Annotated in this window: 13 protein-coding genes; 9 read left to right on the plus strand and 4 right to left on the minus strand. The window is 38.7% G+C overall.

The window, feature by feature from the left end:
- Positions 1–27: 27 nt before the first annotated feature.
- The 4 genes from BMY21_RS06705 to BMY21_RS06720 all read left to right on the plus strand — a co-directional run bounded on the left by BMY21_RS06705 (position 28) and on the right by BMY21_RS06720 (position 4,827).
- Positions 28–1,146, plus strand: coding sequence for a glycoside hydrolase family 18 protein (locus BMY21_RS06705; RefSeq protein WP_074642089.1), 1,119 nt, complete (start codon positions 28–30; stop codon positions 1,144–1,146).
- Positions 1,147–1,162: 16 nt separating this feature from the next.
- Positions 1,163–2,122 carry an aromatic acid exporter family protein gene (locus BMY21_RS06710; RefSeq protein WP_074642091.1) on the plus strand — a complete coding sequence of 320 codons (960 nt, stop codon included), beginning with the start codon at positions 1,163–1,165 and terminating at the stop codon, positions 2,120–2,122.
- A 106-nt stretch (positions 2,123–2,228) separates the two neighbouring features.
- Entirely contained in the window at positions 2,229–3,155 is a 927-nt protein-coding gene (trxB, locus tag BMY21_RS06715; RefSeq protein ID WP_074642093.1) for a thioredoxin-disulfide reductase, read from the plus strand.
- The gene (locus tag BMY21_RS06720) at positions 3,148–4,827 is read left to right on the plus strand and encodes a glycoside hydrolase family 3 protein (protein ID WP_074642095.1); all 1,680 of its coding nucleotides are present in this window, start codon (positions 3,148–3,150) and stop codon (positions 4,825–4,827) included. The genes trxB and BMY21_RS06720 overlap by 8 nt, the downstream gene beginning before the upstream one ends.
- Here the strand turns inward: BMY21_RS06720 and BMY21_RS06725 are convergent.
- A complete protein-coding gene (locus BMY21_RS06725) occupies positions 4,824–5,507 on the minus strand; it encodes a tRNA-uridine aminocarboxypropyltransferase (protein ID WP_074642096.1) in 684 nt (227 codons plus the stop codon). The two genes, BMY21_RS06720 and BMY21_RS06725, sit on opposite strands and share 4 nt — an antisense overlap.
- A 145-nt stretch (positions 5,508–5,652) precedes the next feature.
- On the opposite strand from BMY21_RS06725, the gene BMY21_RS06730 reads away from it, so the two are divergent.
- The 5 genes from BMY21_RS06730 (at position 5,653) to rny (ending at position 11,033) form a co-directional block, all read left to right on the plus strand.
- Positions 5,653–7,356 (plus strand): AMP-binding protein, encoded by a 1,704-nt coding sequence (locus tag BMY21_RS06730; protein WP_074642098.1) that lies wholly within the window; start codon positions 5,653–5,655, stop codon positions 7,354–7,356.
- Positions 7,331–7,891, plus strand: a complete 561-nt coding sequence (lptC, locus tag BMY21_RS06735) for an LPS export ABC transporter periplasmic protein LptC (RefSeq protein ID WP_074642100.1) — start codon at positions 7,331–7,333, stop codon at positions 7,889–7,891. Before BMY21_RS06730 ends, lptC begins: the two co-directional genes overlap by 26 nt.
- A gap of 40 nt (positions 7,892–7,931) precedes the next feature.
- On the plus strand, positions 7,932–8,618 hold the full coding sequence (locus BMY21_RS06740; protein WP_083379789.1) for an LptA/OstA family protein: 687 nt from the start codon (positions 7,932–7,934) through the stop codon (positions 8,616–8,618).
- On the plus strand, positions 8,608–9,405 hold the full coding sequence (lptB, locus tag BMY21_RS06745; RefSeq protein WP_083379765.1) for an LPS export ABC transporter ATP-binding protein: 798 nt from the start codon (positions 8,608–8,610) through the stop codon (positions 9,403–9,405). The genes BMY21_RS06740 and lptB overlap by 11 nt, the downstream gene beginning before the upstream one ends.
- A gap of 98 nt (positions 9,406–9,503) precedes the next feature.
- Entirely contained in the window at positions 9,504–11,033 is a 1,530-nt protein-coding gene (gene rny / locus BMY21_RS06750; protein ID WP_074642104.1) for a ribonuclease Y, read from the plus strand.
- Between the two features lie 56 nt (positions 11,034–11,089).
- On the opposite strand, the gene BMY21_RS06755 is transcribed toward rny, so the two are convergent.
- The 3 genes from BMY21_RS06755 to BMY21_RS06765 are packed head-to-tail and all read right to left on the minus strand — an operon-like array spanning position 11,090 to position 12,446.
- The gene (locus BMY21_RS06755) at positions 11,090–11,665 is read right to left on the minus strand and encodes a hypothetical protein (RefSeq protein ID WP_074642106.1); all 576 of its coding nucleotides are present in this window, start codon (positions 11,663–11,665) and stop codon (positions 11,090–11,092) included.
- Between the two features lie 30 nt (positions 11,666–11,695).
- Positions 11,696–12,151 (minus strand): ASCH domain-containing protein, encoded by a 456-nt coding sequence (locus BMY21_RS06760; protein ID WP_074642108.1) that lies wholly within the window; start codon positions 12,149–12,151, stop codon positions 11,696–11,698.
- A 4-nt stretch (positions 12,152–12,155) separates the two neighbouring features.
- Positions 12,156–12,446, minus strand: a complete 291-nt coding sequence (locus tag BMY21_RS06765; RefSeq protein ID WP_074642110.1) for a hypothetical protein — start codon at positions 12,444–12,446, stop codon at positions 12,156–12,158.
- Positions 12,447–12,468 lie beyond the last annotated feature (22 nt).

Consider the following 12,468-nt stretch of genomic DNA (forward strand, 5'->3'; position numbering starts at 1 on the left):
CAATGAATCTGTGTTATAATTTATATAATGAAAAAGATAATTGGTATTTTAATTCTTATTTTATGTCTGTTTAATGCAGAGGCAAAGTCGATGAAAAAAGTAAAACTGGCGTACATTCGAAGTACATGGGAATTGGATAATGGACAATATTGGAAAGCAGAAGATATAAAAGGCAACTTGCTTACGGATCTGAATATTTCTTTTGCACATATAGATAGAAAAGGACAGGTTCAGTTAGAGAATAAAGAATATATAAAAAAGCAGATTGCAAAACTCCATGAGATATATCCTGATTTACGAATTAACATTTCAATAGGCGGATGGGGTGCAGAAGGTTTTTCTGATGCGGCAAGTAATGAGAAGAAACGCAGCGTTTTTGTTCAAAGTACATTAAAACTCATTAAAGAAATGGATTTAAATGGTGTAGATATAGACTGGGAGTTTCCTGTTGGTCCAGACTGGGGACAGCCAATAAAATCCAGTCCAAAGGACAAAGAGAATTATGTTTACCTTCTTGAAGATCTGAAAAAAGCTTTAGATGGTGAAGAAAAATTAACCGGCAAACAATTTATTCTAACTACAGCAATTCCATCTAATATGTGGTTTATAGAAAAAAATAATGTAAAAGCAGTAAGCAGGATTTGTGATTATATAAATCTTATGTGTTATGACTATTATGGAGATTGGACTGATACAACAGGCTTTAATGCAAGTCTGTATACCAATCCTTATGATCCAGTAGGCTGGAGTTCAGATACCTGTTTTAAGCTTTACATTAAAAAAGGAATTCCTGCAGAAAAAATAGTCCTTGGTGTTCCAACCTATGGTTTTGCCTGGAGTGGTATTGTTGATAACGGAACACACGGTTTATTCCAGAAAAAGGGTGTATTTCTTGGTAATTTTGATTACACAGAATTGGAAACAAAATTTAGCGTCGGCTTTGAAGATTATTTTGATGAAATATCAAAACAGTCTTACAGATATAATTCAAAAGAAAAGATTTTTGTAAATTATCCATCTGAAAAGTTTATGAAAGCCGCTGCAGCCTATGTTAAAGAAAATCAGCTTGCAGGAATTATGTATTGGGAATATGGACATGATATGAAGTCAGAACTTCTGCAAGCTATAAGTAAAGCAATGGAATAATAAACTGGTAGATAGAATGAAGCAGATTTTCTTGAACACTTTGAAAATTACATTTGCAGCAGTTATGGCAATTCTTATAGCCCGTTTATTAAAACTGGAGTTTGCTGTATCGGCAGGAATTGTTGCAATCCTCTCTGTTCAACCTACAAAAAAGGAAACCTTAAAAACTGCTTTTTCTCGTTTTCTGGCTTTTGCCGTTGCACTTGTTATCTCCGGCTTGCTGTTTAATTTCTGTGGTTTTACTGTTCCGGTTTTCTTTATTTACCTTGCTGTTTTTATTTTAATCTGTCAGTGGCGCGGCTGGATTTCTTCCATGGCAATGGATTCAGTTTTGATTTCACATTTCTTAAGTCTGGGAAAAACTGGTCCGTCAGAAATCCTAAATGAAGTACTTCTGTTTGTTGTCGGAGTTGGTTTTGGCATACTTGTAAATATCTTTTTACATAAAAAAACAGATTATATCGAAGAACTGAAAAATCAGACTGATGAAAAAATAAAGCTTGTATTACACCGTATGTCACTTCGCATTCTCAATCCTTCTTTTGCAGATTATGACGGAACCTGTTTTGATTCCTTAAATCAAAATCTTTTTATTGCCAAAAAACAGGCAGAAGAAAACTTCAATAATCAGTTTACAAGTCGTGATACTTTTGATACCCGTTATCTTTTAATGCGCGAAAATCAGACAAAAGTTCTGTATGAAATGTTCAAATGTGTGCGTCATATAAAAACTGTTCCTGGAACAGCTCAGATGGTTGCTGATTTTCTGGAAAAGGTTTCTGTTGAATATCACAAGGATAATGATGTTCAATCTTTGCTCACAGAGCTTGAAGAAATCCGAAACAAAATGAAAACTGTGCCACTTCCAGTACATAGGGCAGAGTTTGAAGACCGTGCAAATCTGTTTACTCTGCTGGAACGTTTACAGGAATTTCTTGAAATAAAAAGAGATTTTTATCTGAATAATATAAATTAGATTGTGCACAATCTATTGACACTCCTGTATAGAGATTATATACTCCAAACTGCTGGCCGCAATATGCTAGAGTAATAGCATAAATTTTGTTACAATTGAGGTATCTATGGAAAATATAGACTGCGAAAAATTCGATTATGTAATTATTGGTGCTGGTTGTGCGGGGCTTGCTTCTGCACAGTATGCTGCTAGAGGCGGACTTTCTGTTCTTGTGCTTGATGTTGCGGGCGCTGGTGGACAGGTTCTCCAGATATCTGAACTGGAAAATTATCCGGGAGTATTCCCAGCTGTTGATGGCGCTACTTATATGATGACTATGCAGAAACAGGCAGAAGCTTTTGGTGCAAAGGTTGTTCAGGCACAGGTTATTTCTATAGATAAAACTGGCGGCAATTTTATGATTAAAACTAAGAAGGCTGCTTATGAAGCAACCTGTCTTTGTATTGCTACCGGTGCTATTCACAGAAATCTTGAAGTTCCAGGCGAGAAAGAACTTTCTGGTCGTGGTGTATCTTACTGTGCTACATGTGATGGTCCATTCTTCAGAAATAAAAAGATTGTTGTTGTAGGAGGAGGAGATTCTGCCTGCAGTGAAGCAATCTATCTTTCAACTCTTTCAAGCGATGTTTCAATTATTCATCGCCGCGATAAGTTCCGTGCTCAGCAGGCTGTTATCGACAAAATGCTTAATGCCGGAGTAAAGCCTGTTTACGATTCAGTTGTAAAAGAAATTAAGGGCGAAGGACGTGTTCAGTCTGTTATTGTAGAAAATGTAAAAACAGGAGAACAGACAGAGCTTACAACAGATGCAGTATTTATCTTTACCGGAATGCTTCCTCAGACAGAGCTTGTAGACATGCTTCCAAAGGATCCTGCCGGATATATTATTACTGATGAAAATATGGAAACTTCTGTACCTGGTCTTTTTGCTGCCGGAGATGTACGCAGCAAGCCGTTCCGTCAGGTAGTTACAGCAGTTTCAGATGGAGCAATCGCTGCTCATGTAGCCAGCGAAAGAATCAGAAATGCTTAAACGACGTCTACTTCTTGCTGTACTTCTTGCCGCTGCCGGCTGTAATTTTCTCTGGTCTCAGAATGAAAGGAATTCTGTAAATTTCTGGACTCAAATGCCAAATGATCAGTTAGCGCGTCAGATTACTGATGAAATGACTGATGCAGAACTCCTTTCTCAAACCTTTATGTTTGGCTGGGCAGGTGCAGAACCTCCTGAGCTTTTATATCAGTGGGTAGAACGAGGCCTTGGCAGTGTTAAAGTTTTTGGCTGGAACACAGATGATATTTATCTTGTTGCAAAATCAGTTTCCAGTTTACAGCATGAAGCAGCAGAAGGACGTTTTCAGATTCCATTATTTGTAGCAACTGATCAAGAAGGTGGGTGGATTCGCCATGTAAAGGGCGATACTTCTATCACTCCGGGTAATATGGCAATTGGTGCTGGTGGTTATCCCGTTGATTCCTGGAAATCTGCCTATTATATAAGCCGTGAGATTAAAACTCTCGGCATCAATATGAACTTTGCGCCAACTGTAGATCTTTTTACAGATCATGATTCTTCTATTATAGGTACACGTTCTTTTGGTGATGATCCTGATAAAACCGGAATTCTTGGAGCCGCTTTTGTTTCAGGTTCAGAAGCAGCCGGAGTTCTTTCAACAGCAAAACATTTCCCTGGACATGGCGATACAAGCCTGGACTCTCACGGAAAACTTCCTGTAATCAATATTGATTTTAATACTTTTAAAAGCCGCGAACTTACACCATATCTTTATCTCATAAAAGAAAAAGTGCCTGCAGTTATGTCTGGTCACTTGAGCTTCCCGCTTATTGAAACTTCAGGTGCACCAGCTTCGCTTTCTCATTATTTCCTTACAGATCTTTTGAGAAATCAGCTTGGTTATGAAGGTCTTATTATCACTGATGATATGATGATGGTTGGTGCAACCGTTTATGCGGGAACTATGTCTAATGCCTTTAAGATGGCACTGGAAGCAGGTAACGATATCATTCTTTCATCAACAACTGCAAAACTTAATGAAGCGCTCTGGTATAAGAATCTTGAGCTGATGACTCTGGATAAGAATTTCCGCGAGCGTGTAAAAGATGCTGCCTGTCGTGTAATAAAGGCAAAACTTGATTATTTTAAGTCTGGTAATGCGGCACCTCTTTATCCAGATCCAAATACAATTGATTCTCATATTCCTGACCGTGAAGGAGAAAAATTCTTCCTTGAACAGGCATGTCGTTCTGTTACTGTAGAAAAGCAAGGAAGTCTTCCTCTTACTGCAGATAAAGCTGGCCGCGTTCTTTTGATGGGGTCTCTTACAAGTTTCTTCAAAGCCGGAAAACAGCGCTGGCCAGATGCAGGCGAGTTCCATTACACATACGAAACTGGTCCTAACGAAACTCAGTGGGTTCTTGATAACCTTCCGTCTGTTGCACCTGGATATGACACTGTAATCATCAGTGTTTCAAGCGAAAATCATGTGAAGATTGCTGAATATTTTAAGGGGTCGGGTAAGAAAGTTGTAATTCTCTGTAATATGACTCCGACACTTACAGAAAAACTTCAGTGGGCAGATTCAATTCTCCTTGGCTACAGCTGGCGTTGCGATTATTCATTAAAGGCAATGCTTGGTGCAGTTAATGGCGAGTATGTGCCAACGGGAACAAAACCGTATAATTAGTCAAAGGTCGGAATTTCTCTCAGCTTATTATACTTTGCATCATAGCTGTGACTGTTCGGCCTTATTCCAAGAATACGTTCATTTTCTGCCTGCAGCTGAAACTTAATCATTTGCTTAAATGCATTCATCATAGGTTCCGGATCAACATCTGCCGGACAAAGTCCGTTCTCCTGCATTTCTTTAATCAGATAATAACAGCTTTCTATAGTAGAAATATATTCTGGGCGCGGTTCATGCTTGAATGTAAAGATAGAACGGTAATCTCCATAAAACGAAAGTCGTGGAAGTTTCAGTAAAAAAGGATTATGTTCGATCAGCTTACGCGCACAAAACCAGGTAGAATCAAGAATCAGAACAAGAAGCTTTTTTCCTTTTAATACATCTCCAAAGCCTTCTTTTTTTGCAGTCCAGGCTTCTTCTCCCGGATACATCATAACTGGAAAATACTGAGGATCTGAAAGCAGCTCCTGAAGTCTTTTATTATGTTCAAATTCAAAACCTACAAGAATTTCAGAATCCTTTAGAGAAATCTTTGCAATGTGGCCTGTACCAGTGCGCTGTCTTTTTGCTTCTTTTTGATGCATCAATAAAACAAATTTAATGCCGGGATCAATTTCTTTTGTGTAAGAGCAGAGACATGCTGATTTTGGTTTAAAACAATTATAACAGAGTTCACTCATAAAATTGTACAAATATTATCAAATTTCAAGATATTATTAAAGGATAGGAACTGCTACACGTTTTCTGTTCTTTAATAAACTACAGTCATTGACAAAAATATCATAACTGTCATAATAGGGGATAGTTTTTTTTAGAGGTGGCACAATGAATCTTGCCCATGAATATATTAAAGATTATCGCGAATATACTTCCTATGAAGACCTTAAGGCAAACTGCCGTCTTACAGCTCCAGAAGATTTTAATTTTGCATATGATATTGTAGACCGCTATGCACGTGAGACTCCTGAAAAAAGAGCTCTTGTATGGATAGATGATAATTCAGATGAAGCAAAGGTTTTTACTTTTGCTGATATTTCCCGTGAATCAAAAAGAGCTGCATACTGGCTCACCCTCAAAGGAATTAAAAAGGGTGATATGGTAATGCTTATGCTCCGCCGTCGTTATGAATGGTGGTTCCTTCTTCCAGCTCTTCACAGAATTGGTGCTGTTGCAATTGCAGCTTCAGATCAGCTTTTGAAAACTGATATTGAATACCGCACTAATGCTGCTGATGTTAAAATGATTATTTCATATGATAATCCACATGTTCAGGAAGAAATCGAAAAGGCAATGGAAAAATCACCTTCTGTTCAGTATCTTGTAACAGTTGGACCAAGCCGCGAAGGCTGGGTAAATTTCCACGAAGAATATGAAAAAATCGATCCAGAATTCCCTCGTCCTGTAGGAGAAGCTGCAACTCATAACAATGACCCTATGCTTATGTACTTTACATCTGGTACTTCGGGTTATCCAAAAATGGTTCTTCACGATTTTACTTATCCTATTGGACATATTATTACTGCAAAATACTGGCACTGTGTTGTAGACGATGGTCTTCATCTTACAATTGCAGAAACCGGTTGGGCTAAAGCAAGCTGGGGTAAAATCTACGGTCAGTGGATCTGCGGTACTGCACAGTTCGTTTATGATATGAACATGCTCAAGCCGGATAAGATGCTTACTCTTATTTCAAAATACGGCCTTACAACTTTCTGTGCACCTCCAACTGTTTACCGCTTCCTTGTTCGTCAGGATCTTTCTAAATACGATCTCAGCAAGTGTCAGCGTTTCTCAACTGCCGGTGAAGCTTTGAATGGTGAAGTTTACGATAAGTGGCTTGAACAGACTGGAAAGCGTATCTACGAAGGTTATGGTCAGTCTGAATCAGCAGTTATCTGTGGAAACTTTATGGATTCTCCTGTAAAACCTGGTTCTATGGGACGTCCTTCTCCTGCTTATGATGTAGAAATCTTAAATCCAAACGATAAGCCTGTTCCAAATGGAGAAGTAGGTGAACTTTGTATTCATGTAGATCAGGGCCACCCTTATGGACTCCTTACCGGTTATCACAAGGATATTTCTCTTACCGCTGAAGCCTTTGACGGTGGTTTCTATCATACTGGTGATAATGTTTATCGCGATGATGACGGTTATATCTGGTTTGTCGGCCGAAAGGATGATATTATTAAATCGTCAGGCTACCGAATCAGTCCGTTCGAGGTTGAGTCAGTTCTCCAGAAGCATCCTGCTGTTATGGAATGTGCCGTTACTGGTGTTGAAGATGCAAAACGTGGTCAGATTGTAAAAGCTACTATTGTTCTTGTTCCTGCTTATGCAGACAAAGACAAGAAAGAAATGGAAGTTGAAATCTCTACCTTTGCAAAAGAAAACACTGCAATGTATAAGATTCCTCGAATTTATGAATTCGTAAATGAACTGCCTAAGACTATAAGCGGAAAGATCAGACGTGTTGAGATTCGTGAAAAAGACAAGGGTAAGGATCTTGAAAAAATCAAACAGGATTTTTAGTGTTTTCCTGATTACAGTTTTATCATTCTCCTGTTCTCTCAAATATGCCGAGACCGTAAATGCTGAAGATAAGGTTCCAGAATTTGTATTTGAAGATACAAAACTAGTTCGCTATGAAAATATGAAGCCTACTCTGGAAGTTACGGCTGGAACTCTTGAGCAATACAAAAATAACAACGAAACTTACGGCAAAGATATTTCTTTTATTTCATACGATGATGAAGGAAAGGCAGAGACCGAAGGCAGTTGCGGTATTATTTTTGCTGATACCGGAAAGAAAATCTATGAGCTTTATGATGATATAGAGCTGTATAATGCGCCGGAAAAAATGCGTTTTCAGGCTAATATGCTGAAATGGAACGATAAAACTGAACAGCTCACAAGTGGCCGCAGCGATATGGTAAAAATTGAAAAAGATGATACAATAATGAGAGGAAGTGGTTTTTCTGCTAGTGGAGTTAGTAAAACTTTCTCTTTCCGAGGAAATATTACCGGTACAATAGAGACCTCTGATGATACAAATAAAGTTGAATAAACATAAACTGACTTTTTTTTCTCTGTTATTTTCTTTTCTGATGCCTTTGTGTGCTGAAAAAATCATCTTTTCTGCTAACAGAATGACGGGAAGGGCAGGAAATACTAATACAACAACAACCCTTTCTGGAAATGCTTACATCAAAACTGACACAATGGAAATTCAGGCAGAAGATGTAGAGCTTTCTGGAGATGATTACCGTTATATAAAAGCAACTGGAAGTATTTCTGGAAAAAATCTTGAAACACACATGGATTTTACCTGTGATTCCCTTGAATATGACCGTAACACTAAAATTGCGTTACTTAAAGGTAATGTAAAACTTGATGATAAAGATAATGATGTAAGGGCAGAGGCTCAGATAATCGAATATAATCAGGATACAGAAATTGCTGTACTTCAGATTCAAATAAAGTTGACCCAAAAAGAAAATGTCTGTTCTGGCTCTTATGCAGTTTATTATAAAAATTCACAGCTGCTTGAATTATCTGGAAATGCTCAGGTAAAGCAGAAGGATGATGTATTCAGAGCTCAGAATATCACTTTAAACATGGATACTCAGGATATCACTCTTGGTGGAAATGTAAAGGGTAAGGTAACTGATACAAAAGAATCAAAGCCAGAGCCTAAGACAACAGAGTCTGAACCGGAATCTAAAGACCCTGAAACAGAAAATCAGACTACAGAATTTGAAATGAAGAAAACTGAGGTAAAAGATGGAGAATGAAATCAACGAAACAGAGGGAATAATTATTACTCCAGCTGAAGAAAAAATAATTACTCCAGATACCCACACTCTTCGTGTAACCAGTCTTTATAAACAGTTCGGTCACAAAAAAGTTGTCCGCGGTGTTGAATTTTCCATGCAGATGGGCGAGGTTTTAGGGCTTCTCGGTCCGAACGGTGCTGGAAAAACAACTACTTTCTATATGGTAGTAGGTTTTTATAAGCCTACAGCGGGAGAGGTTTTTCTTGATGATCAGCGAATAACTGGACTTCCTATGTATAAACGAGCCCGTCTTGGAATTGCATACCTTCCACAGGAACCTTCTGTATTCAGAAAATTCACAGTAGAAGAAAATATCTGGTCAATCCTTGAAACCCGTAAGGATCTTACAAAAGAAGAAAAGAAACAGCGGCTTGAATCACTTATCGAAGAGTTTTCTATTGGCCGCATCCGCAAGCAGAAGGCCTTTACCTTGTCTGGTGGTGAACGTCGCCGTACAGAAATTGCCCGTTCCCTTGCCATGGAGCCGAAATTCCTTCTCTTGGACGAGCCTTTTGCTGGAATTGACCCTATTGCCGTAGCTGATATCAAGAGCATGATCCGCCTTCTTGCAAAAAGAGGCATTGGAATCCTCATTACAGACCATAATGTCCGCGATACTCTTGAAATTACAGACCGTGCAATTATCATAAATCAGGGAACTATCATGACTCAGGGCTCAAAGCAGCAGATTCTCGAAAGCGAAGTAGCCCGCGAGATTTATCTTGGTAAAGATTTTAGCATGTAGGCGATACAGGTGTCTCTATATTTTCAATTTGACATCTGACTCTTCTTATAGTATTATTAAGTTTGAACTATTCTAAAAATTTTCAATAGGAGTGAAGTATGAACATCGTGTTGTACATAGTTCTCCCTGTTGCTGGAATTGTTCTTGGATGGATTATTCGCTGGATTTATGCCAGATTTCAATTAACAGCTTCTGAACAGAAAGCCGAGCGCGTTAAACAGGACGCTATTCGGGAAGCAGAAGCACAGAAAAAAGAAATTTTGTTAAATGCAAAAGATGAGCTCATTCGTGAACGAAATCAGCAGGAGCGGGAAAACCGTGAACGCAGAGCCGAAGTGCAGCGCTTCGAGGCAAGGGTAAACAAGAAAGAAGAACTCCTTGATCAGCGTGCAGCGGAATTTGAAAAAAACGAAAAAGAACTTGCAGATAAGAAAGCTGCAATGGTAAAAAGAGAAGAAGAACTTTCTAAACAGGAAGAGCTTTATCGTCAGGAACTTGAAAAAATCTCAGGACTTTCTCAGCAGGAAGCAAAAGATTTGATTATCAAGAATCTTGAGAATGATGCTCGTCATGATGCACAGGCTCTTATCAACAAAATCGAGCAGGAAGCTCAACTTACTGCAGAAAAGAAAGCAAAAGACATTCTTGTTACCACAATTCAGAGAATTGCGCCGGAAACTACCAGTGACATTACAGTAGCCACAGTATCATTACCAAGTGATGAGATGAAAGGACGTATTATCGGCCGTGAAGGACGTAACATCCGTACCCTTGAAACTCTTACTGGTGTAGATATTATTATTGATGATACTCCAGAAGCTGTTGTAATCTCTTGTTTTGACCCGGTTCGCAAGGAAATTGCAAAGGAATCTCTTGAACGCCTTATTTCTGACGGACGTATTCATCCGGCAAGAATCGAGGAAATTGTTCAGAAGGTTACTCACGAAATTCAGAACAAGATTTACGAAGAAGGTGAACGTGCGCTTTTCGATCTTGGTATCCACAATATGAATACCGACGGAATCCGCGCTCTTGGACGCCTTTACTTCCGTACAAGTTACGGACAGAACGTTCTTTACCATTCTAAAGAAGTTGCAATGGCTGCAAGCATGATTGCTGCAGAAATTGGTGCAGACCGCGAAGTTGCCAAGCGCGCTGCTATTCTTCATGATATTGGTAAGGGAGCTGAAACAGACAGCGATCAGAACCACGCAGAAGTTGGTGCTGAAATGGCACGCAAGATGGGTGAAAATCCAGTTATTGTTAATGCAATTGCAGCACACCACAACGACGTTCCAACAGAATCACTTGAAGCTGTTGTTGTTCAGATTGCAGATGCAATTTCTGCTGCACGTCCTGGTGCACGCCGCGAAACAATTGATAATTACGTTAAGCGTCTTGAGAATCTTGAGCAGATTGCAGAAAGCTTCAACGGTGTTGAAAAAGCTTACGCTATTCAGGCCGGCCGTGAGCTCCGTATCCTCGTTAATAACGAAAAGATTGCCGATGGCGATGTAAAAGAGCTTGCAAGAAATATCGCTAAACAGATTGAAACTGACCTGCGATATCCTGGAAGAATAAGACTTACAATGATCCGCGAGACACGAATCGTGGAATACGCCCGCTAATAAAAAAAATGACCGCTTTGAGCGGTCATTTTTTTTGTCCTGTGTACAATATTTATTTAGAAGTTTGCTGCCACGTACAGCACAATCAGATTATCATAAGAATTATTTCCACGCGGCATCAGATTCCAGTAGCCGCCTATACTCGGATAGTATTTAGATTTTCCTTCATGCGCAAAATTGTATTCAACCTGAAACTTAAAGCCGTTTCCCCATGGTGTAATAGCGTTATAATCACCAAGTTCTTGTACCGTAATATTATCTGCCCTAAAACCAAGAGTATAAGCAAGTCCGGCATTTAATCCGCCGATTCCAGGATATATTTTTATTCCAAGAGGAAAACTTACATGAAGTTTGCTTGATTTATCTGATGCATTCCAGGTTATATCCCAGAGAATATCATTTCCAAGATAGAAACTTATCTGCTTTAAGACATTCAGATTTGCTGCTATTGTACTTCCAAGAATTACTCTGTTTCCTTTTTCTATTTCACTACCTGTAGAAACAACAGAGTTTCTTCCGTAAACTGGAACTCCAGATGAAAGCCCTGCTGAAAAACTGAAGAAATCTTCTTTAGCAGAAAGAGTAAAGCAGAAAGTAAATATTAAAAAAAAGATAATAGCTAATTTCTTCACTTCTAACTCCTTTATAAGGGATTGTAAATTTTAGGCTTTATACACAACCTTAAAAGTCTGGAAAACAAGTTTTATATCTGGTGTGAATTCAAAACCAAGAACTGCACCTTCATCTTCAAGATATTCCTGTTTTCTTTCTTTCCACTGTCCAAGATCTTCGTCTTCGCCTTCAAGTCGAGCCATTTCCCAGGTAACTTCATTGAAAGGAACAATTTCTACACTCTGAGTTTCAATTACACAGCGAGGATTATCTGCGCGGTCTAAAACTACATATAATTCCCCGGAAACAGGAAGCGGTTCCTGATCAATTGCATAAGTAGCCCAGCTTGTAAAAAAAGCAGTTTTTCTGTCTGTGAGGACAAGAGTAATCAGTTCATCACCAACAAAACCTTTTGCTTCAAAGTTTAAGTCTCCGGCACAGCGGTCTTCTTCACTGCGACCAGTATCTTTTATAAATTTATTCCAGTATTCATCAATATTTGTCATTTTCTTAATTCCGTTTAGCAAGCATAATAATAAATGCTATTATATAGCAAAGAGCCGGTAGTACGGCACAGATTAAAGTAGAAACAGGAATTCCCCATAAATTGTATTTTGTGGCAGTAAGTACACCAAGTTCAATCAATAGTTCGTATACTAAAGCTGCATAGTTTAGAAGAAATCCAGAAACCATGAAAGACCAGGCTGCTGTCCGTTTTTTGGACATCAAAAGAATAGCGAGAAAAGCAACTATTCCGCCGGTAATCAGTTTGATAATAAACAATAAAATATGTGGATCCATATAATTATCCCTTTCTATTGTA

It is taken from the genome of Treponema bryantii, from assembly GCF_900111035.1.
GTDB classification, from domain to species: domain Bacteria; phylum Spirochaetota; class Spirochaetia; order Treponematales; family Treponemataceae; genus Treponema_D; species Treponema_D bryantii_C.